Annotated in this window: 18 protein-coding genes and 8 pseudogenes; 9 read left to right on the forward strand and 17 right to left on the reverse strand. The window is 50.3% G+C overall.

Annotated features, from left to right (window positions below):
• Nucleotides 1-20 precede the first annotated feature (20 nt).
• Together AC1VYI_RS00600 and AC1VYI_RS00605 are read left to right on the forward strand one after the other, a co-directional pair.
• Nucleotides 21-395, forward strand: coding sequence for a cupin domain-containing protein (locus AC1VYI_RS00600; protein ID WP_001348195.1), 375 nt, complete (start codon nt 21-23; stop codon nt 393-395).
• Nucleotides 396-418: 23 nt separating this feature from the next.
• Complete coding sequence (locus tag AC1VYI_RS00605) at nt 419-982, forward strand: chlorite dismutase family protein (protein ID WP_001097412.1); 564 nt, start codon at nt 419-421, stop codon at nt 980-982.
• A 250-nt stretch (nt 983-1232) separates the two neighbouring features.
• Here AC1VYI_RS00605 and AC1VYI_RS00610 read toward each other — a convergent pair.
• From AC1VYI_RS00610 to AC1VYI_RS00625, 4 genes and pseudogenes are all read right to left on the reverse strand, one after another.
• Nucleotides 1233-1610: pseudogene (locus AC1VYI_RS00610) on the reverse strand (IS66 family transposase); the annotation flags it as partial.
• 52 nt (nt 1611-1662) lie between these two features.
• Nucleotides 1663-2367, reverse strand: coding sequence for an IS6-like element IS26 family transposase (locus AC1VYI_RS00615; protein ID WP_001067855.1), 705 nt, complete (start codon nt 2365-2367; stop codon nt 1663-1665).
• Nucleotides 2368-2431: 64 nt separating this feature from the next.
• Nucleotides 2432-2695, reverse strand: a pseudogene (locus AC1VYI_RS00620) (DsbA family protein); the annotation flags it as partial.
• A 65-nt stretch (nt 2696-2760) separates the two neighbouring features.
• Nucleotides 2761-3867 (reverse strand): alkene reductase, encoded by a 1107-nt coding sequence (locus AC1VYI_RS00625; RefSeq protein ID WP_006687059.1) that lies wholly within the window; start codon nt 3865-3867, stop codon nt 2761-2763.
• A 213-nt stretch (nt 3868-4080) separates the two neighbouring features.
• Here AC1VYI_RS00625 and AC1VYI_RS00630 point away from each other — a divergent pair, with 213 nt between their 5' ends.
• On the forward strand, nt 4081-4410 hold the full coding sequence (locus AC1VYI_RS00630) for a thioredoxin family protein (RefSeq protein WP_002431133.1): 330 nt from the start codon (nt 4081-4083) through the stop codon (nt 4408-4410).
• Nucleotides 4411-4439: 29 nt separating this feature from the next.
• On the opposite strand, the gene AC1VYI_RS00635 is transcribed toward AC1VYI_RS00630, so the two are convergent.
• The 4 genes from AC1VYI_RS00635 to AC1VYI_RS00650 form a co-directional block, all read right to left on the reverse strand.
• Nucleotides 4440-4778, reverse strand: a complete 339-nt coding sequence (locus AC1VYI_RS00635) for a carboxymuconolactone decarboxylase family protein (protein ID WP_020277919.1) — start codon at nt 4776-4778, stop codon at nt 4440-4442.
• A gap of 4 nt (nt 4779-4782) precedes the next feature.
• Nucleotides 4783-5364, reverse strand: coding sequence for a TetR/AcrR family transcriptional regulator (locus AC1VYI_RS00640; RefSeq protein ID WP_020277920.1), 582 nt, complete (start codon nt 5362-5364; stop codon nt 4783-4785).
• A 141-nt stretch (nt 5365-5505) separates the two neighbouring features.
• Nucleotides 5506-6063: an OsmC family protein gene (locus AC1VYI_RS00645; protein ID WP_000108589.1), complete on the reverse strand. Its 558-nt coding sequence runs from the start codon at nt 6061-6063 to the stop codon at nt 5506-5508.
• A 184-nt stretch (nt 6064-6247) separates the two neighbouring features.
• Nucleotides 6248-6832, reverse strand: a complete 585-nt coding sequence (locus AC1VYI_RS00650) for a recombinase family protein (protein WP_012695450.1) — start codon at nt 6830-6832, stop codon at nt 6248-6250.
• A 159-nt stretch (nt 6833-6991) separates the two neighbouring features.
• Here AC1VYI_RS00650 and AC1VYI_RS00655 point away from each other — a divergent pair.
• Nucleotides 6992-7588, forward strand: a pseudogene (locus AC1VYI_RS00655) (DUF4158 domain-containing protein); the annotation flags it as partial.
• Nucleotides 7589-7865: 277 nt separating this feature from the next.
• Here AC1VYI_RS00655 and AC1VYI_RS00660 read toward each other — a convergent pair.
• Nucleotides 7866-8441: pseudogene (locus AC1VYI_RS00660) on the reverse strand (IS110-like element IS5075 family transposase); the annotation flags it as partial.
• Between the two features lie 58 nt (nt 8442-8499).
• Here AC1VYI_RS00660 and AC1VYI_RS00665 point away from each other — a divergent pair.
• The 4 genes and pseudogenes from AC1VYI_RS00665 (at nt 8500) to AC1VYI_RS00680 (ending at nt 11694) form a co-directional block, all read left to right on the forward strand.
• The gene (locus AC1VYI_RS00665; RefSeq protein ID WP_001067855.1) at nt 8500-9204 is read left to right on the forward strand and encodes an IS6-like element IS26 family transposase; all 705 of its coding nucleotides are present in this window, start codon (nt 8500-8502) and stop codon (nt 9202-9204) included.
• A gap of 53 nt (nt 9205-9257) precedes the next feature.
• Nucleotides 9258-9818 (forward strand): annotated as a pseudogene (locus tag AC1VYI_RS00670) (SOS response-associated peptidase family protein); the annotation flags it as partial.
• A gap of 179 nt (nt 9819-9997) precedes the next feature.
• Nucleotides 9998-10420: a translesion error-prone DNA polymerase V autoproteolytic subunit gene (umuD, locus tag AC1VYI_RS00675; protein WP_015493080.1), complete on the forward strand. Its 423-nt coding sequence runs from the start codon at nt 9998-10000 to the stop codon at nt 10418-10420.
• On the forward strand, nt 10420-11694 hold the full coding sequence (locus AC1VYI_RS00680) for a Y-family DNA polymerase (protein WP_077138931.1): 1275 nt from the start codon (nt 10420-10422) through the stop codon (nt 11692-11694). Before umuD ends, AC1VYI_RS00680 begins: the two co-directional genes overlap by 1 nt.
• Before the next feature lie 48 nt (nt 11695-11742).
• Here the strand turns inward: AC1VYI_RS00680 and AC1VYI_RS00685 are convergent, their stop codons facing one another.
• The 5 genes from AC1VYI_RS00685 to AC1VYI_RS00705 form a co-directional block, all read right to left on the reverse strand.
• A complete protein-coding gene (locus tag AC1VYI_RS00685; protein ID WP_227516826.1) occupies nt 11743-12993 on the reverse strand; it encodes an RES family NAD+ phosphorylase in 1251 nt (416 codons plus the stop codon).
• Nucleotides 12994-13165: 172 nt separating this feature from the next.
• The gene (locus tag AC1VYI_RS00690; protein ID WP_000143877.1) at nt 13166-13489 is read right to left on the reverse strand and encodes a hypothetical protein; all 324 of its coding nucleotides are present in this window, start codon (nt 13487-13489) and stop codon (nt 13166-13168) included.
• The gene (locus AC1VYI_RS00695; protein WP_000843283.1) at nt 13486-13923 is read right to left on the reverse strand and encodes a hypothetical protein; all 438 of its coding nucleotides are present in this window, start codon (nt 13921-13923) and stop codon (nt 13486-13488) included. The genes AC1VYI_RS00690 and AC1VYI_RS00695 overlap by 4 nt, the downstream gene beginning before the upstream one ends.
• Nucleotides 13923-14954: a ParB/RepB/Spo0J family partition protein gene (locus tag AC1VYI_RS00700; protein ID WP_077138933.1), complete on the reverse strand. Its 1032-nt coding sequence runs from the start codon at nt 14952-14954 to the stop codon at nt 13923-13925. The genes AC1VYI_RS00695 and AC1VYI_RS00700 overlap by 1 nt, the downstream gene beginning before the upstream one ends.
• Nucleotides 14954-15820: a ParA family protein gene (locus AC1VYI_RS00705; protein WP_040118447.1), complete on the reverse strand. Its 867-nt coding sequence runs from the start codon at nt 15818-15820 to the stop codon at nt 14954-14956. Before AC1VYI_RS00705 ends, AC1VYI_RS00700 begins: the two co-directional genes overlap by 1 nt.
• A 492-nt stretch (nt 15821-16312) precedes the next feature.
• On the opposite strand from AC1VYI_RS00705, the pseudogene AC1VYI_RS00710 reads away from it, so the two are divergent.
• Nucleotides 16313-16852 (forward strand): annotated as a pseudogene (locus tag AC1VYI_RS00710) (recombinase family protein); the annotation flags it as partial.
• A 53-nt stretch (nt 16853-16905) separates the two neighbouring features.
• On the opposite strand, the gene AC1VYI_RS00715 reads toward AC1VYI_RS00710, so the two are convergent.
• The 3 genes and pseudogenes from AC1VYI_RS00715 to AC1VYI_RS00725 form a co-directional block, all read right to left on the reverse strand.
• On the reverse strand, nt 16906-17874 hold the full coding sequence (locus AC1VYI_RS00715; RefSeq protein ID WP_167786242.1) for an IS5 family transposase: 969 nt from the start codon (nt 17872-17874) through the stop codon (nt 16906-16908).
• A 565-nt stretch (nt 17875-18439) separates the two neighbouring features.
• Nucleotides 18440-18505: pseudogene (locus AC1VYI_RS00720) on the reverse strand (IS1 family transposase); the annotation flags it as partial.
• A 56-nt stretch (nt 18506-18561) separates the two neighbouring features.
• Nucleotides 18562-19614 (reverse strand): annotated as a pseudogene (locus AC1VYI_RS00725) (type VI secretion system Vgr family protein); the annotation flags it as partial.
• Between the last annotated feature and the right edge of the window lie 14 nt (nt 19615-19628).

Here is a 19628-nt window from a genome sequence, read left to right on the forward strand (position 1 = left end):
ACGTGTCCAATCAGTTTTAAATGGGTGTGAACATGAGAGCAGAAACTGAATCGCGGATTTTTTCGGTGGATGAATATGTTCGTCCGTCTAACGGCGAACCGATTCGTTCGGTTGTTCTGGAAACCAATGACTCTGTCGTCGTTGTTTGGCACGCCCACCCTGGGCAGGAAATAGCTTCCCATGTACATCCTCACGGCCAAGATACTTGGACGGTTATCTCAGGTGAAGCCGAATATCATCAAGGTAACGGCATAGTCACTCATCTTAAAGCTGGAGATATTGCGATCGCAAAACCTGGGCAGGTACATGGTGCAATGAACTCTGGCCCCGAACCTTTTATATTTGTTTCAGTGGTTGCGCCGGGCAATGCCGGTTTTGCGTTGGCTGAGAAATAGGCGAAAGGCCTGAGAGGAAACTGATGAATACACGATTATTTACGTTCGCTGGTGGAGAAACGGGTGTTTGGCGCGTTGTTCGGATGGATGCCGTGGCGGGAGCCCCTCTCCCTGGAATCCCCCGGCTCGACGTAGCCGCTGGCTCTGTTTCGCCGCAGCCTTTGGGCACCAAATGGCTTCTTCGCGGGATAACGAGTAACGAGCGTTATGTCGTGCGTGAAGAGAAGGATCGTCTCGTGGCGAAGCAGCCAAGTTTGGGTCGAGCAGAGGCCACCTGTGCCGCCCTGATCCCTATCCGGAAAAACCCCTCATGGTGGGGACTGGCTCAAGACGAACGCCGGAAGATTTTTGAGGAGCAGTCCCGTCACATTCACATTGGGCTCCAATATCTCCCTGCTGTGGCCCGTCGTCTCCACCATTGTCGGGACCTGGGCGAGAGCGAACCCTTCGACTTCTTGACGTGGTTCGAATATTCCCCGTCTGATGAGCCGGGCTTTAACAGGCTTTTGGCCGAACTCCGGGCCTCGGTGGAGTGGAAGTATGTCGACAGAGAAATCGACATCCGGCTAGTGCATGAGCCGGCCTAGTATCAGGTTTAACTGCGATCTCCGTGCGGCATACACCTGCGACACCCGCAGCCCAGCAAAGCCCGGAAAATCTAGTGTGTCTAATAACTTAGGAGTAACACGACACGTATGCCTAGCGAGCCACCAGTCGCTTGGGAAATTTTCTACTTATGGCCTCCTCTTTCTCTCATCGATCTCCCAGGGCATATCCTGCCGTCTAGAGTTGGCACCTTGTCCAGCTTTCGAAGAAGGCTCTCCATACACGTCCGGCCTACACCTTGTTAGGTATGGCCGGTTTCCAGTTGTGGGGCAATAGCTCGTCGATGGCGTTGTTCTTCTGTGTCGGCAGGCGAGTCAGCACATCCTTCAGGTAGGCATAGGGATCATGCCGATTCAGCTTCGCTGACTGTATTAGGGTCATGACCGCAGCCGCACGTTGACCACTGCGCAGTGAACCCGCAAACAGCCAATTGCTGCGCCCCAGCGCCCAGGGTCGGATCTGGTTTTCCACCCAGTTGTTGTCGATGGGCACAGCGCCATCGTCCAGGTAGCGCGTCAGCGCTTCCCAACGTTTGAGGCTGTAATCCAGGGCTTTGGCCGTGCCGGAGCCATCCGGCACTTTCTGGCGATGGGCCAGCATCCACTGATGGGCACTGTTGCAAAGTTAGCGATGAGGCAGCCTTTTGTCTTATTCAAAGGCCTTACATTTCAAAAACTCTGCTTACCAGGCGCATTTCGCCCAGGGGATCACCATAATAAAATGCTGAGGCCTGGCCTTTGCGTAGTGCACGCATCACCTCAATACCTTTGATGGTGGCGTAAGCCGTCTTCATGGATTTAAATCCCAGCGTGGCGCCGATTATCCGTTTCAGTTTGCCATGATCGCATTCAATCACGTTGTTCCGGTACTTAATCTGTCGGTGTTCAACGTCAGACGGGCACCGGCCTTCGCGTTTGAGCAGAGCAAGCGCGCGACCATAGGCGGGCGCTTTATCCGTGTTGATGAATCGCGGGATCTGCCACTTCTTCACGTTGTTGAGGATTTTACCCAGAAACCGGTATGCAGCTTTGCTGTTACGACGGGAGGAGAGATAAAAATCGACAGTGCGGCCCCGGCTGTCGACGGCCCGGTACAGATACGCCCAGCGGCCATTGACCTTCACGTAGGTTTCATCCATGTGCCACGGGCAAAGATCGGAAGGGTTACGCCAGTACCAGCGCAGCCGTTTTTCCATTTCAGGCGCATAACGCTGAACCCAGCGGTAAATCGTGGAGTGATCGACATTCACTCCGCGTTCAGCCAGCATCTCCTGCAGCTCACGGTAACTGATGCCGTATTTGCAGTACCAGCGTACGGCCCACAGAATGATGTCACGCTGAAAATGCCGGCCTTTGAATGGGTTCATGTGCAGCTCCATCAGCAAAAGGGGATGATAAGTTTATCACCACCGACTATTTGCAACAGTGCCGACCTTCAGATTTACCGGCGGTGCCCACCTGATTCATCATCAGCTCCGCTGAATGCTGACTGCCCAGCTTTTTAACGATGGCATCCTTAAAAGGCATCGCGGGAGTACCACCGGCCAGACGGTAGCTGTGATGGCGGATCACCACCTGGTCGCGAAATTCAAAGCGATTCAGACCCTGTTCAAATCTTTTTTTAGCAATCCAGCACCACGGGCAGACCAAATCTGACCAGATATCGATGGTAAGGGTGGGTTTCAGCGTTTGCATAATGATTCCTCAAAGACGTTGGGCGGTCGGTTCTCACTTATCAGAGAACCGCGACCGTATGGGATTTATTGCGCCTGCCAGACCGGGTAATCGGTATAGCCTTTTTCCGGGGAACCACTGACGCCGTAGTAGGTGGCGCGGTCACTTTCTGCCAGTGGCCAGCCGTTTTGCATTCTTTCAACCAGATCCGGGTTAGCGATGTAGGGCACACCAAATGCCACCAGATCCAGCTCATCATCTTCCAGAGCCTGCTCTGCGATATCACGGGTAAAACCGCCGGCAGCGATGATGGTGCCTTTAAACGTGTTGCGAAAACGGCGGCGGAAGCCTTCCGGAAGTGGCGCTTTGGTGTACACCGGCTGATAGTAAAGGTGTACGTAGGCCAGTTCCCGCTGACCGAGCGCGTCGGTGATGGCTGACCAGGTTTGCTCTTCACCTTCATACGGCGCGAGGTCATAAATGCGGCCGAACGGTGACAGGCGCACGGCAACGTGGCTGTTACCCACGGCTTCCGCCACGGCGTCAATGGTCTCCAGCAGGAAACGCTGACGATTTTCCACCGAGCCGCCGTATTCGTCGGTGCGGGTGTTCAGTTCGCTACTGAGGAACTGGTCAAAGATGAATCCGTTTGCCGCCATGATTTCCACGCCGTCAAAGCCGGCTTCCATCGCCAGGCGTGCGGAGTGCACGAAGTCTGCAGTGATGCGTTTAACTTCATGCGTTTCCAGCGCGCGTGGCTGGCTTGGTACAACCGGGCCCGGTTCTCCGGATTCGGTCAGCGCAAAAACGGTGGTATTGACCGCCTGAACGGTGCCCGCTGAAACCGGCGCTATGTGGCCTGGCTGAAGAGAGACGTGAGACATACGGCCGACGTGCCAGAGCTGCGCGAAAATACGGCCACCTTTGGCGTGAACCGCTTGTGTCACTTTACGCCAGCCCTGGACGTGTTCGTCGTTGTAGATACCAGGGGTATAAAGGTAACCCCGGCCTTCTTCTGAAACCGGCATCCCTTCGGTGATGAGCAGGCCAGCAGAAGCACGCTGTGCATAGTACAAAGCCACGACCTCATCCGGCACGTCATTCATGGTGCGGGTGCGGGTCATCGGTGCCATGACTACACGGTTTTTTAACGCCAGGCCAGACAGATTGTAGGGGGTGAAAAGCTTACTCATCGTATACCTCACAAAAAACAAAAAGGAGTATCCCGGCAGGGATTTGCACAGCCCGGCAGTATCATCGACTGGACGTCGCGCACTGGAGTTGCATAAACATCTGATGGGTGGCAATATGCCAACCATCTAGTAGGTAGGTCAATGGGTGTGTCGTATTTTTTTGTCATAACGCAGCCATTCCTGAATTGTCACTCATTTTGCGAGGTCATCACCATGCGTACATTAACAGCTTATAACGAAGATAATTTCCGCCAGATAGAGCAGTACAAAGGAATATCGGTGGTACGTTTCTCTGCACCCTGGTGTCCGCCCTGTCAGGCCAGCGAAGAAATGTTCAGTCAGTTTGCAGACCGGCTCGATAGAGATATTCAGGTGGGGAAAGTCAATGTAGATCAGGCGCCGGTGCTGACAACCAAATACGAGATCTGGGGGCTGCCGTCTGTGCTGATATTTCATGAAGGGCAATTAGTTAAACGCATACCGGGTGTGAAACCTGCATCGGTATATGCTCAGGCTATTGCGGACATAAAAAAAGGGCAGTAATGCCCTTTTAACGTGGAATTTATTAATGCTTAACCGCGTGCCTGACCGACGGCATCCAGAGTGCGGGCTGAATGAATGACCGCCGCGCCAGCGTTGAGGTTAATCGCCACGCCCAGCGCTTCAGCAATTTCAGCGTCGGTTGCACCGGCTTTCACAGCGGCGTCGGCGTGAAAAGCAATACAGCCGTCGCAGCGGGTTGTGACTGCGCACGCCAGGGCAATGAGTTCACGCACTTTTGCGCCCAAAAGGTCAGTTTTGTTACCTGCGTTGCCCAGGGCAACCACGCCTTTCATGGTCTCGGGGGTCAGTTTGCCCAACTCGCCTAAACGTTGCATTAACTCTGAGCGATAGTTGTTCCAGTCCAGCATAGTGTCATTCTCCTGAATGAGGGGTATTAAGAAGCAGTTTTATATACTTAAGGCTGTTGGCGAAGACTTCGGGTCTGGCCGTTGCATGCGCCACTACGCTTGAGCCTTCACAGACATTAATGATCATCAAAGCAATATCTGATGGTTCGGCATGGGATGAAAACTCACCTGACTCCATGCCCGCCCTGACGACTTTTGTGAGCCACTCGATTTGCATATCGAAATAAAGTGATGTCTGTACAGTAATTGCCTGAGGCAGATTGGCGGTCTCTGCTGACAACGCACAACACAGTGGCAGTAGCGAAGCTTTATGGCTTTGCGCGAAGATATCGATGTAAGCCGCAATTCTTCTCTCCGCGCTTTTCTCAGTCGCCTCTATCTGCTCAAATACGCGTTGTGTATCAGAGAACGCCTGTATTACCACCTGCTCACCCAGAATATCTTTGGTCGGGAAATGGTGATGAATACTGGCCTTGGTGATACCCACTATTTTTGATAAATCAGCATAGCTGAATACTGAATACCCTTTTTCGCGCATCAGGTGTTCTGCTTCGCTGAGCAGCCGTTCCCGTGTCATGGTTGTCATAATTACTCCATATAATCTACTAGTTGATAGATTATATTGTTGCTATTTTTCCGTAGCAAGTTGTATCACTGACTCAGTATCGTGCAGAGCTGAACGTCACTGCCATCCTGCATTCTGAATGGCAGCATTACATCTCTGACATCACGCCAGGCGTGTAATCATTTCAACCGGATTAGCCAGAGTATCGTGGATTGGCGAATTCTTTTGCATTTCGCTGACCAGCGCTTCTAACTCCTCGCGACTGGCGGTCTTGCTCGTAAGGTGAACATCGACGCGAATAGATTTCGCACCTTTACGCACGTTGCTGTCCAGCCCAAGGAAGCCGTTGAGGTTGATATCGAAATTAAGATCCAGCTCGATACCGTCCAGGTCGATCCCTTTTTCAGCAGCCATCATGGTAAGGGTGGCGGTATAACAGCCAGCCAGCGCCTGCATGATGTATTCAGTCGGGCTCATGCCGGTATCGGTGCCGAGTAAACCTGCGGGTTCATCACCGATATTAGAAAATTTCCCCACACGGCTGGTATCGATAACGCCGTTCTGGATTGTGGCGCCGGTCTCTGTGCGAACGGTTAATCCGCCGCTGGAACGGGCTTTCATCTGGAAAGTCAGGTTACCCAGGCCAGGCTGGCTGCGAACTGCTTCACGGGTATTGTGGATCGCAGCTGCGTCTGCAGAAGGTTTAACGGTAGTAGACATAATGGCTCCTGTAATTTCTTGATAAAAGGTATAGCTGGTGTAACCAGCACCAATCATCTAGTTGGTAGATTAGTGTCGCGAACCTCTTTTGTCTACTCTTTTATAAAAAATAGGGGGAAAAGAACCCAGCAGGCTGTTTTATTTCATAATAACCATTTGATTTTTTTATAATCTTCCCAGCCGCTCACTCTTGCAGCAATCCAGCCTTTACCCGAAGGATAGTCTGGCGGGTGGTATTAAATTCCCGGGCAATAGCACTGATACTGATGCCAGCATTTAGGCGCTCTGTCACTGTTTGCTTTTGTTCCTCGCTCAGGATGGGGGGGCGACCGAAGCGTTTTCCAGCCGCTTTTGCCCTCGCAATACCTGAATACGTTCGCTCAAGCAGCAAATCCCGCTCAAACTCCGCTACAGCAGAAATTACCTGCATAGTCATTTTTCCGGCCGGACTGGTCAAGTCAACGCCTCCGAGTGCGAGACAATGAACGCGAATATCTAAAGCCGCCAGTTGCTCTACTGTTTTTCGGATATCCATCGCATTACGACCCAGACGGTCAAGTTTGGTGACAATCAGTACATCCCCATTTTCCATGCGATCTAGCAACCGGATAAATCCGGGGCGTTCGCTGGCAGCAACCGAGCCACTGATATGCTCCTCAATAAGTCGTTGGGATCTGATGGCAAAACCCGCCGCTTCAATTTCACGACGCTGGTTTTCTGTGGTCTGTTCCAGAGTTGAGACCCTGCAGTAGGCAAAAACACGTGACATGGGAAACTTTCCGTACGAAATGGATGTCCGAATTATAACGTGTGTCCGAAATTAATTTCACTAAGTTTCGGACATGTGCTGTAAGTGGTGTACGAAACCGACCGGTTTCGGTCACAGCGAACAAATAACAGATGAAAACTATACGCGAGGGAGGCATTTATGCCACGGCGACAGATACTGAGCAGCGAAGAGCAGGAACGCTTACTGGTTATACCAGATGATGAAATTATTCTGACCCGAATGTGTTTTCTGAACGAACCGGATATTGCGCTCATTAATAAGCACCGAAGGCCAGCGAATCGCCTGGGCTTTGCTGTATTACTCTGTTATCTGCGTGGACCTGGATTTATTCCGGACAAAAGCAGTGCTCCTCACAATGGCGTTGTATCCAGGGTTGCTTCCCGACTGAAACTTCAGCCTGATTTATGGCCGGAATATGCATCCAGAGAGCAAACCCGCTGGGAACATCTGACCGAACTTTATCGCTACCTGGAGCTATCCCCGTTCAGCCGGTCAATGCAAAAAGACTGTATCCGTCATCTGCACCCCTATGCCATGCGAACTGACAAAGGATTTATGCTGGCGGAAGAAATGCTCAGCTGGCTACATAACAATAATGTTATTTTCCCTTCTGTTGAAGTGATCGAACGGACGCTTGCCGAAGTCGTCACGCTCGCTAACAGATCGGTATTTTCGACACTTACCGCGCAACTGGAAAAGCAGCATAAATCAGCACTCGACAGCCTGCTCATATCAGGGGTCGTCTCAGAAAACGGAATCTATGGTCACTCCCGTTTTTGCAACACCGATTTTGACGACAAGTTGGCTTGCTTGAATCTATCCGGCGTCTGAATGGGATTTTATTCCCGCGCCTCGATGAGTTCCGCGCCTGATGAACCTCCAGAAAATATACGGCTTCAATGAGCCTTTCCGTTTTACAGGTTCCTCAACAGGCCGGTGGGCCGTTAGTATCATCAATATCAGTATTCGCAAAACCAGATGAATGATTGTTTAAACTGGTGTATTTCTGCCTTTATGCTTCGTAAGTTTGCTGTCGCGCCGTCAGTGCCCAGGCTATTCTGGCCAGCTTGTTTGCCAGAGCACAGGTGACGACAAAGTTGCTTTTCCGACACAACAACTCCCTGACCCAGTCGGCCAACTTGCCAGACTGGTGTTCCAGTTTTTGTATGAATACCCTGGCACACTGAACCAACAAAGTTCGGATCTTTTTGTTGCCCCGCTTGCTAATCCCTAACAATGTCGTCCGACCTCCCGTGCTGTACTGTCGGGGTACCAGCCCTGTTGCCGCCGCAAAGTCACGGCTGCTGGCGTACTGCTTCCCGTCGCCAATCTCAGTTGAAATAGTACTGGCAGTCAGCGTTCCAACGCAGGGAATACTCAGCAAGCGCTGTCCAACCTCATCTTCGTCCAACTTTCGTTTCAACTGAGATTCCAGATCTTTAATCTGCTCAACAAGATAGTGATAATGCTGTTGTAATTTCAGCAGTAACTGGCTGAGATAAAGAGGCAAACTACTGTCCTCAAGAAGGGTACTCAGTCGACTAATAACGGCAGCACCTCGCGGAACGCTGATACCAAATTCCGGCACTGTTGCAAATAGTCGGTGGTGATAAACTTATCATCCCCTTTTGCTGATGGAGCTGCACATGAACCCATTCAAAGGCCGGCATTTTCAGCGTGACATCATTCTGTGGGCCGTACGCTGGTACTGCAAATACGGCATCAGTTACCGTGAGCTGCAGGAGATGCTGGCTGAACGCGGAGTGAATGTCGATCACTCCACGATTTACCGCTGGGTTCAGCGTTATGCGCCTGAAATGGAAAAACGGCTGCGCTGGTACTGGCGTAACCCTTCCGATCTTTGCCCGTGGCACATGGATGAAACCTACGTGAAGGTCAATGGCCGCTGGGCGTATCTGTACCGGGCCGTCGACAGCCGGGGCCGCACTGTCGATTTTTATCTCTCCTCCCGTCGTAACAGCAAAGCTGCATACCGGTTTCTGGGTAAAATCCTCAACAACGTGAAGAAGTGGCAGATCCCGCGATTCATCAACACGGATAAAGCGCCCGCCTATGGTCGCGCGCTTGCTCTGCTCAAACGCGAAGGCCGGTGCCCGTCTGACGTTGAACACCGACAGATTAAGTACCGGAACAACGTGATTGAATGCGATCATGGCAAACTGAAACGGATAATCGGCGCCACGCTGGGATTTAAATCCATGAAGACGGCTTACGCCACCATCAAAGGTATTGAGGTGATGCGTGCACTACGCAAAGGCCAGGCCTCAGCATTTTATTATGGTGATCCCCTGGGCGAAATGCGCCTGGTAAGCAGAGTTTTTGAAATGTAAGGCCTTTGAATAAGACAAAAGGCTGCCTCATCGCTAACTTTGCAACAGTGCCCGTTGCGCCCGGAACCAGGGTATTGCTGCTGAGTGAACGCCGCTCGCAGCTGCATCTTGCTCCTGTTCACTGGGGTTATGCACCGGAGTGGTGGAACAAGCCCGCTCTCATCAACGCCAGAAGTGAAACTGCGGCCGGCAGCCGGATGTTCAGGCCACTCTGGGAGCACGGACGGGCCATTGTTTTTGCCGACGGCTGGTTCGAGTGGAAACAGCAAAACGGCGTGAAACAGCCGTTTTTCATTTACCGTAAGGACGGAAATCCACTCCTGCTCGCTGCCATCGGGAAACCACCTTTTGAGAACGGCAATGACCAGGAAGGGTTCCTGATCGTCACGGCAGCTGCGGATGAGGGACTGCTGGACATTCACGATCGGCGACCGCTCGTGTACTCACCGGCTGCCGCACGTAAATGGCTCAGCGAAAACACAACCGGTAAAGAGGCGGAAGACATTGCCCGTGAGGGCAGCCTTTCCGCCGAAGATTTCACATGGCACCCCGTCAGCCGGGCTGTTGGCAATCCCCGGAACCAGGGCAGGGAATTTATAGAGCCACTGGCTTAGCAGACGGTGAGATACCCGGCATCCACTCACAGGGTTATGCACCGTTTCTGTGGATAACCCAGAGCCTGTTTTATCTGCCAGAACAATAACCTGGCAGGAGCAGGTAAAATTCTCCTTGCAGGACGGGAAATATCTTAAATAATGCTGTATATAAAAACAGGTATTTTAAGAGGTATGCCATGATCCTTTTTGTCACTCCCGCATCTGAGCCAGCACTGTCCACCGCACCACTTTTCACAGAGCGCTGTCCAGCAGGTTTTCCGTCACCGGCCGCGGACTATACCGAAGACGAACTGGATCTGAATGCCTACTGTATCCGTCGCCCCAGCGCGACCTACTTTGTCCGGGCCATTGGCGATTCGATGAAAGACATGGGCCTGCACTCCGGCGATTTAATGGTTGTCGATAAAGCCGAAAAACCCATGCAGGGGGATATTGTCATCGCGGAAACAGATGGCGAGTTCACCGTTAAACGCCTGCAACTTAAACCCCGAATCGCCCTGCTGCCGATGAATCCCGCCTACCCCACTCTCTACCCGGAGGAACTGCAGATATTCGGCGTGGTGATGGCATTCATACATAAGACGCGGGGTACTAACTGATGTTCGCGCTTGCTGATGTGAATTCGTTCTATGCGAGCTGTGAAAAGGTGTTTCGTCCGGACCTGCGTAACAGGCCCGTTGTGGTGCTCAGTAACAACGATGGTTGCGTCATCGCGCGCAGCGCCGAAGCGAAACGGCTGGGCATTAAGATGGGCGTCCCCTGGTTCCAGCTGAAGACGGCACAATTCCCGGAGCCGGTCATCACGTTCTCGAGCAATTACGAGCTTTATGCATCGCTGTCGAACAGGGTTATGTCTCATCTCGAGGAGCTGGCGCCGCGCGTGGAGCAGTACAGCATCGACGAGATGTTTCTGGACATTCGCGGCATAGACCGCTGCATTAATTTTGAGGACTTCGGCCGGCAGCTGCGCGAGCACGTGCGCTCCGGTACCGGGCTGACAATCGGCGTCGGGATGGGGCCGACCAAAACGCTGGCTAAAAGCGCGCAATGGGCGTCTAAGGAATGGCGGCAGTTTGGTGGCGTGCTTGCTCTGACTTCTGGCAATCCAAAACGAACGGAGAAACTGTTGTCACTGCAGCCAGTAGACGAAATCTGGGGGGTTGGCCGCAGGATCTCAAAGAAACTGAGCACAATGGGGATAACAACTGCACTGCAGCTGGCGCGCGCGAACCCTGTATTTATCAGGAAAAATTTCAGCGTTGTGCTGGAGAGAACCGTTCGGGAACTCAACGGAGAAAGCTGTATTTCGCTTGAAGAAGCGCCGCCGCCAAAACAGCAGATTGTCTGCAGCCGGTCCTTTGGGGAGCGTGTCACGACGTATGAAGCCATGCGCCAGGCAGTTTGTCAGTACGCTGAGCGTGCAGCTGAAAAGCTGCGCGGTGAGCGTCAGTTCTGCAGGCATATTGCCGTTTTTGTGAAGACGTCACCGTTCGCTGTGAACGAACCGTATTACGGGAATGTGGCCAGTGAAAAGCTGATGACTCCCACGCAGGATACCAGGGACATCATAGCCGCAGCGGTGAAAGCACTGGATCGGATCTGGGTGAATGGCCATCGGTATGCAAAAGCAGGTTGCATGCTCAATGATTTCACTCCTACCGGGGTTTCGCAGCTGAACCTCTTCGATGATACTCAGCCCCGGAGCAACAGTAACCAGCTGATGAAAGTGGTGGACGGCATTAACCATTCAGGACTGGGAAAAGTGTGGTTTGCGGGACGAGGCATTGCTCCTGAGTGGCAAATGAAACGAGAAATGCTTTCCCCTGCGTACACAACGCGCTGGAATGATCTCCCGATAGCAATGATAAGATGATCTGCCACCGAAAGATTTCGCATGCGAAATCTGGGTTACATCTACCCGTCAGAATTCGTCATCCGAATAGCCAGATTTCGCATGCGAAATCACTTCTTTTGTGCGGCCTTCCGTTAAATAGTGCGTGACTGTTGTTTCTGATGTGGAGTAATCAACACCCTCTATTTTATGAACTTCTATGCCATCGAGTTTTAGCTCAAGTATATCTTCCCTATTTTTCTTACTTGATAGCACCTTAAATTCACGACGGAAATCATCGGGAGTCGTCCTTATCTCTGGGTCAAAGTATGAAATATCCTCATCGTGCTGATACATATTTACTTCAGCTTCCCGGAACCTTCGGTCTGCATTCAGTACCCCAGACGATTTATGAAACAGGATAATATTCATGACAGAAGGGTCTGTGCTTTCCTTTGGCTTTTGCGCGGAAGTAAACAGTATCCCATCGAGTTCGCAACGCTCAAATGTTGAGAGATAATCAGCGATAGCTTGCGTCAACAAGTAATTTGTTTCTTCAAGCTCAGGAACAACCGGCATAACAAGTTTTCTGGAGAGATTCTGAATAAAACTACTGCGTTCATATCGAAGTAGATACTCCGGATCAAAGCGACTAAATCCGTTAACAGCCAGCCCTTTCAGACTGGAGAGGTCGAGTAATCTGACTGTCCGCAACAAAGTGAACTCAGCAACAGCAACATAACTACCTACAGGTGGCCGCACTTCGGATATGGCATTTTTTCTGGACGTAGCGCCATAGAAGACTGAGATACCTCTAGCATTCATTCTGCCGGAAGGTGTCAGTTCAGGAGGAGGAGGACCGAAACTAGACTCGGGCATACGTAATGCGATTTCAAGTGCATCCTCTGACTGAAAAATACGACCACGGAAAATTGGTTTGTTAGGCCCAAAATCGATGAATGCTGAGGGATGATTTTCGTGAAGGTAAGTAAAAACCTCTTCGAAAGTTGCCATCGCGTCCATATTAAAAAATCGATTACTCTCCCGAAGTTTCCTTTCCATTGAATTCCATTTTCTGGAAAGATTTCCTGAGATGGTTACAGCTTCAACAAAATGCGGCTCATCACCATATTTTCTTTCATGTGAGCTCCAGTCAAACCATAACTCGTCGAGCAGTTCCGATAAATCATTGATGATATTATCATTGACTGTGACCTCTTGCTCCAGAACAGAGAAGAGAGGTTCACCTTCATACTCTTCCAGATAATGGTTATATTCTCCGCCCCGATAATAGTTTTCAATCAACCAGTCGACCTTTTCAGCCAGTGTTTCCATCGACATCGTCATCTCTTCGGAGTCACAATAATCGCATGATTCTGAGGCATCAGGATCGCTTGCGATGATGTTGTTCAGATAACGGTCATCGTTCAGACACTGCCTACAAATTCTCTTTGAACCCGGCACTCTGTTTATTCCTTAGGTTAGACAGATTTCGCATGCGAAATCTTTTGATTTAATCACGTCGATGCAGCTGTATAAGAGCCTCAGAAGGACGATAGTGCTGCTTTGCCCACCGCCCGTAATTATTAACGGACTCATACTGACGTTCTGCAGCACCATCACGGTAATACAGTATATGGATAATTCCATGAAGCTGCAGGTAACTGGCTACCGTGGTTACATTATTACGAACGAAGCGCGTGTGGCTCTGGAAGGTATCAAGATCAACTCCATCCTGTCCGTCATCAAGCGCATCAAGAATAAAAGCGATTAATGCAGAAGCGATAGAACGTCTGCCAGAGCCTGCGATACAAGCATCAAGCTCTTGAAAGGTCATGTGGATTTCCTGTTGTAACGGTAGCTGGCATCCTCTTCAATTGCTGCCACGAACCATCCGGTAGCAGTTTGCCTGTCTATGCTATCAGGCAAGGAAGCGACTAACTGCTCAAGTGGAAGTGTACGATTAGCTCTGAATATCAGCGCCGACATACCACACCAGTCCTGGTTACTTTCGGGCTTCCAGCCGATGCTGAGCATCAATGTTAACGCCGTCTGAGCTGCCCACAACGGAGTTTCAGCTGGGTTAGAGGCCCATGAAAGTAACGCCGCGCCGGGTACGGGCCTGCTTCTTGTAACGTATCCTAGATTGATAGCCGCTTCTGTTAATGCGGCAGCTGCTTCGGATTGCGTTCCGGGATAACGAAGCGCCCAGTGGCGGACAATTTGGCCACGGAATGCCGTGGCCATTTCGGTGAACGGGGTTGATTTCATCACTGAGAGCGCATCCCTTTGACGCGTAGTTCAGAAGCCTCAACTGAAATCTCACCAATGTCCATTTTCACCCACACATACCCCGCTTTGTCTGGCGCACGATCAGTCATTATTACCCCTTGCTGACCGTCTATCTCGACAACAACCTGCCAGGTTTTTACATCTGAATTGCTGTCCAAAGGCTTGGTAGGCTTTTTGTTCCGAGCCTTAGATTTCGCATGCGAAATCTCACCTTTGCTTTTGTTCTTAACTGCATCAAGAACAGCTTTAACCTGCGCACGTGAAATACCTGACTCCCGCGCAGCCGCGATAAGCTTCTCGGCCTCTTCGGGAGACTTTTCATTTACCTGTATCAGTGTGTATGCCAGATCGACATCGGATGTGACTTTATCCCGGAGAAGGGCGGTAACATTTTCTGGTGCATCAATGAGACGAAGGTGTTTACTGACAAATGAGGTAGGCTTACCCATTGTTTTTGCGATTTGCTCACCCGTCATATTGAACTCATGCTTGAGCTCATAGAACGATTTTGCAGTCGCTAATGGTTTCAAACCAGACTGCTGCAGGTTTTCAATGAGCTGACCGATGATACGTTCTTTTCTTTCCCGTGGTGGTTTACCAACATAAATATCAATGTGGGTATCACCACGTTTGCGGGCAGTGCGAACACGCGTTTCGCCTAACCATATTTGGTAGCCACGTCTGTCACGAGGATAACAACGAGGTGGGGTAAGCATCCCTATCGTTTCGAAGGTATCAGACATACCATCAATGATATCTTCCTCGAAGTCTTCTTCAGGTCGCACTTGTTCTTCAGCATAAACCAGATTTATATCTACGCGGATTATCTGTCCATCAGGTTCGATATCCGGGCGGGCAATATCCGCCATAATCTTGTGCGCAGCTATATCATGGCTCTGCTCATCTGGCTGTTTATTTGCAATGACCTGTTCAATATCAGAAACAACGGCAGCATTTTTTTTCATTTCCTGCTGCGCCTGGAGTCGCTTCATAAAAGGTTTCTTGGCCATTACTTACCTCCTGCGAGCATAATAATTTTCTGGGTAAGTTCTTTATACTGAATTGCAGGAAGACACTTAGGGTCATATTCATCAAAGGAGAGACCAAGTTCGATCGCTTCTTTTGCAGCAGCAGGTACAAATGATATATAGGCGAGAATGTATTCTTCGGAATAGCCTTTTCCTTGAAGAATCTCGATGAGGAGATTTAGATTCAGTGTATCAATGGGCCCCAGATATCCTTCTTTAAGCGGTTTTTTATAATTTTTTACCTGCGTCTGAGTCACATAAGTCCCCATGAATTGCAGCGAAGGATTATAGTTCCGCTTAATTTTCTGCATATAAGTAAGTTGTTTACCAACTGCATTACGGGCCTGCTTCTCCAGCAGGGTAGGTATAAGAAGGTAATCAGCTGACATATGCGCTGCGATCATAACATTTGAATATGATGGCGCTGAATCAGCAATAATAAAATCAAACTGTTTCTTCAGTTCTTCAATACGGTCCCTGAAGTCGAACATGCAGTCGCTGTTGCGGTAGTTAATTTCATTAAGTTCACTGGTTGCACCGATAAAGAAACGCCCGCCAGGAAGTTCAATCGGTCGAACCTCTGTTTCCGGAAAGAAAAGCTGATATGTATTCGCCTCGCCGGGTGTAAAACTGTTACTTAAAGGTTCGCGTTCTATCTCGTAAGGTAAGTCATCGGGGAAAGCTCTCTCCGTCAGACCAGTTGTCCAGTCCATATCAATTTCAAGCACGCGGAAACCAGCTTTACGAAGATCATGTGCAATTTCACTGGATGACTGCGATTTAACGATTCCGCCCTTCTGACTACATACAACGATCAGTTTTCCGATAGGTCCAATTTTCAGTGTCATGTAACAGTCCTTAAGATTTCGCATGCGAAATGTTTGAGAAGAGGCGGCACGGCTTGAAAGCGTATTTCAATAATGAAATGAATTCATTGCGGGATTTCATACACACTCCTGTGAGTCAGGCGTTTCGCCAGGTGCAGAAGCAGCTATCTGCCACTGCGTTTGTTGTCGAGCTTTCATGACGACATAAACAGTATACAGATAAACATTAGAGTATCAATAATGATATGCAATAGATTTCGCATGCGAAATCACATTTTGATTATTTCTGGTGATCGTAATTGATTTTGTTGACCCACTACGCAAACCGTGAGTCTGTTCAGAGCTTGCATCTGAGCAGGCGAAGGGTTGGACAAGCCCAGTGGGCGCGTCAGCCTGTCACATTTGGGTACCCCCAAAATATACTAGCGACTTAGAATCTAAAACCCTGCTAAGATACTATTCAAAAGTTACTTAAAATTCTAATACCACTTAAAAGTTACCGAAGGCGATAAAATGTACATTTATGCGTATCTTCGCGCGTCGACAATTGAACAGGATGCGCTTCGCGCAAAAAACAGGCTGAAGGAATTTGCGGCGCATCATGGCCAACGTATTGCCGGCTGGTATGTTGAAAACGCATCGGGAGCATCGCTCGACCGTCCGGAACTTAATCGGATGCTGTCTGATATGGAATCAGGTGATGTGATTCTTATTGAGCAGGTAGATCGCCTTTCTCGCCTCAGTGATGGTGACTGGGACACACTCAAACGACGTATGTTTGAAAAGGAGCTATCGGTCATTAGTCTTGACCTTCCTACCAGTCATATTGCTCTTACTCATACTGCTTCGGATGACTTCACGAGAAGTATGCTGCGGGCTGTTAATGGCATGATGCTGGACATGTTGGCCGCTATCGCTCGAAAAGACTATGAGGATCGTCGCCGACGACAGAAAGAGGGTGTTGAAAAAGCCAGATTAGAAGGTAAGTATGCTGGTCGGCAGGCAGATAAGGCTAAACATGAGCTAATACGAACGTTACGCCTGCAAAACGGCTTTGTTGAATAAATCAGATTTCGGGTAAGTCTCCCCCGTAGCGGGTTGTGTTTTCAGGCAATACGCACGCTTTCAGGCATACCTGCTTTCGTCATTTTGTTCAGCGCTCGTACCAGGGCCATAGCCTCCGCAACCTGACCATCGTAGTCACGCAGCGTCAGTGAATCTCCCAACAACTGCTTAATTCTGTACATTGCCGTTTCCGCTATCGAGCGACGGTTATATTCCGTTGTCCATTTCCACCGTGCATTGCTTCCGCTCAGCCGCTGATTAGCAACGGCACGGTTGCGGTCTGCGTACTCACCGGGCCAGTAACCTGCTCCTTTTCGGGGAGGAATAAGCGCGCTAATTTTTTTGCGGCGCAGTTCATCGTGACAGAGCCGGGTATCGTAAGCCCCGTCTGCCGCGGCTGCCCTGATTTTTCTGTGAGTCTGCCGGATAAGGCCCGGGAAGGCTTCTGAGTCCGTGACGTTATTCAGCGACAGGTCTGCACAGACAACTTCATGTGTGTTGCTGTCAACAGCAAGATGCAACTTTCGCCAGATACGACGGCGCTCTTTGCCGTGCTTTCTGACTTTCCATTCGCCTTCACCAAAGACCTTCAGCCCGGTGGAATCAATCACCAGGTGTGCGATTTCACCCCGGGTGGACGTTTTGAAACTGACATTAACCGACTTTGCCCGCTTACTGACACTGGTGTAATCCGGGCAGCGCAACGGAACGTTCATCAGGGCAAAAATGGAATCAATAAAACCCTGCGCAGCCCGCAGGGTCAGCCGGAATACGCGTTTAATCACCAGAACGGTGGTGATGGCGAGATCAGAATAGCGCTGGGGCCTTCCCCGTGATGAAGGCGTTGCCGACTCATACCAGGCCTGAATCGCCTCATCATCCAGCCAGAAAGTGAGGGAGCCACGGTTGATGAGAGCTTTGTTGTAGGTGGACCAGTTGGTGATTCTGAACTTTTGCTTTGCCACGGAATGGTCTGTGTTGTCGGGAGGATGCGTGATCTGATCCTTCAACTCAGCAAAAGTTCGATTTATTCAACAAAGCCCCTTGGCACAGAAACCTGAGCAGTGGCGGTTTTCATATCCCACTATTGACAGAGGGTGATACAAGCTCATTTTATCCAGACTTTTTAGTATGGAAGTCAGACCTTGTCTATTGCCTTGATACCAAGGGGGGCCATCTATTGACTGATGCCGTAGCGCGCAAGCTTTTTAATATTCATGAAGATGGTCGGAGTAAGATTCTAGTGAGATTTATCACAGAAGGAAAGCAGACAGAGCTGCGCGGCAAAGCAACAAAGGGAGGATATACTGTATGGAAAATGAAATCTGGGCATCCTACCCCAATTTATGTGGCGGATTTAGACAAAGCTGTTAGGGAATGTCTAAAATAGCGAAGCCATAGCATAGAATTTTTAATGGCATTATGATCAGGACATAAAGGACTTCATGCAGGGAAAAAATATCCCAAAAGAAACTGGTCATGTCAGCACACCAAAGGATCCTCGCCGGATCCTTTGGTTTTTCTCAGCCACAATCGCTTAACGTGAGTTTTCGTTCCACTGAGCGTCAGACCCCTTTTACCGTTACGCACCACGCCTTCAGTAGCTGAACAGGAGGGACAGCTGATAGAAACAGAAGCCACTGGAGCACCTCAAAAACACCATCATACACTAAATCAGTAAGTTGGCACCATTACCGCATTCCCCACACCGACACATACAGGCGGGCGTCCCGCGAACCGCGATACGATGTAAAGGCGACAATCACCCCGTCTTTAAGGTCGTGCAGCTTTGCACCAACGGGATCAAACACCCTCCCCGGACTCAGCCAGTAAGCGTTGCTGAACAGGTGAAGGTAAGCGGATTGATTCAGCTCGCGCTCATGGCGAATGCGGGCATAAAAGGCTCCGCTTTCAGTTGCAGGCTCCGGGTCAGAATCATCTCCGGCGTTGAGATAAGGTTCGGTATAACGGTAATGCTCGCCTGTCATGACGGCAGGAGAACGCACTGAGACAGCGACATCCATTGGATCCCGTGCTGTACGATAATTGTAATCACGGGCCGAAACGTTCTCCGTCACCACGTTATGCCATGAACGCGCTCCCCAGCAGCAGAGTTCCGCCCCATCATGCAGGCCGGAAGGTTCATGGTATGGCAGGGCACCGTTAAAGATATAGTGGAGCTGGCTGTCGCCGAAGATCGTCACATCCAGCTCTGTGACGTCGTTTATCTCCTGACGGAACCAGATGCCCACGTCAGACAGAATGCGCTGAATAAACTGCAGGTCGGTTTCACGCCACTGGGTTATCAGTTCACGAACCGGATAATGCCGGGAAAGTGTAAACGCAAAATCCGCCCCTTCCAGCCCGTGAGAACGCAGCACCTGCGCCACCACTTCAGGTACAGAAAGGTTCTGGTAAATAGCACAGCGACGTGAGCGGGAGAGCAGAGCAAGGCGTGATTGCAGAGTCACAGCGTAATGTGACTGGTCAGCACTGGTGGAGAGCCATTCAAGACCGGTAATGATGCCATGCACCGCTTTGCAGCCCTGCATATGGAAACTGGCGTATTTCAGCAATACGTCCTCGCCCTGAACAACCTGTGGCGTGGTGAATTCAATACGCCATGAAAAAGGCTGACTCAGGGCTTCTGTTCCCCTGAACCGTAAGACATCCGGTCTGACGGTACTGTTATTAATATCCAGCGTATAACGGGATAAGGAACCTTTCCCGGTGAATGCAGACTGATCCATCAGCATGCTTTATC

The sequence above is a fragment of the Enterobacter sp. QK-SA4 genome, assembly GCF_056856775.1.

Excerpts from the sequence above, each read along its gene's own strand:
- AC1VYI_RS00600 (WP_001348195.1), top strand. The coding sequence starts at position 21 with ATGGGTGTGAACATGAGAGCAGAAACTGAATCGCGGATTTTTTCGGTG.
- AC1VYI_RS00605 (WP_001097412.1), top strand. The coding sequence starts at position 419 with ATGAATACACGATTATTTACGTTCGCTGGTGGAGAAACGGGTGTTTGG.
- AC1VYI_RS00615 (WP_001067855.1), bottom strand. The coding sequence starts at position 2,367 with ATGAACCCATTCAAAGGCCGGCATTTTCAGCGTGACATCATTCTGTGG.
- AC1VYI_RS00625 (WP_006687059.1), bottom strand. The coding sequence starts at position 3,867 with ATGAGTAAGCTTTTCACCCCCTACAATCTGTCTGGCCTGGCGTTAAAA.
- AC1VYI_RS00630 (WP_002431133.1), top strand. The coding sequence starts at position 4,081 with ATGCGTACATTAACAGCTTATAACGAAGATAATTTCCGCCAGATAGAG.
- AC1VYI_RS00635 (WP_020277919.1), bottom strand. The coding sequence starts at position 4,778 with ATGCTGGACTGGAACAACTATCGCTCAGAGTTAATGCAACGTTTAGGC.
- AC1VYI_RS00640 (WP_020277920.1), bottom strand. The coding sequence starts at position 5,364 with ATGACAACCATGACACGGGAACGGCTGCTCAGCGAAGCAGAACACCTG.
- AC1VYI_RS00645 (WP_000108589.1), bottom strand. The coding sequence starts at position 6,063 with ATGTCTACTACCGTTAAACCTTCTGCAGACGCAGCTGCGATCCACAAT.
- AC1VYI_RS00650 (WP_012695450.1), bottom strand. The coding sequence starts at position 6,832 with ATGTCACGTGTTTTTGCCTACTGCAGGGTCTCAACTCTGGAACAGACC.
- AC1VYI_RS00665 (WP_001067855.1), top strand. The coding sequence starts at position 8,500 with ATGAACCCATTCAAAGGCCGGCATTTTCAGCGTGACATCATTCTGTGG.
- umuD (WP_015493080.1), top strand. The coding sequence starts at position 9,998 with ATGATCCTTTTTGTCACTCCCGCATCTGAGCCAGCACTGTCCACCGCA.
- AC1VYI_RS00680 (WP_077138931.1), top strand. The coding sequence starts at position 10,420 with ATGTTCGCGCTTGCTGATGTGAATTCGTTCTATGCGAGCTGTGAAAAG.
- AC1VYI_RS00685 (WP_227516826.1), bottom strand. The coding sequence starts at position 12,993 with ATGTCGATGGAAACACTGGCTGAAAAGGTCGACTGGTTGATTGAAAAC.
- AC1VYI_RS00690 (WP_000143877.1), bottom strand. The coding sequence starts at position 13,489 with ATGACCTTTCAAGAGCTTGATGCTTGTATCGCAGGCTCTGGCAGACGT.
- AC1VYI_RS00695 (WP_000843283.1), bottom strand. The coding sequence starts at position 13,923 with ATGAAATCAACCCCGTTCACCGAAATGGCCACGGCATTCCGTGGCCAA.
- AC1VYI_RS00700 (WP_077138933.1), bottom strand. The coding sequence starts at position 14,954 with ATGGCCAAGAAACCTTTTATGAAGCGACTCCAGGCGCAGCAGGAAATG.
- AC1VYI_RS00705 (WP_040118447.1), bottom strand. The coding sequence starts at position 15,820 with ATGACACTGAAAATTGGACCTATCGGAAAACTGATCGTTGTATGTAGT.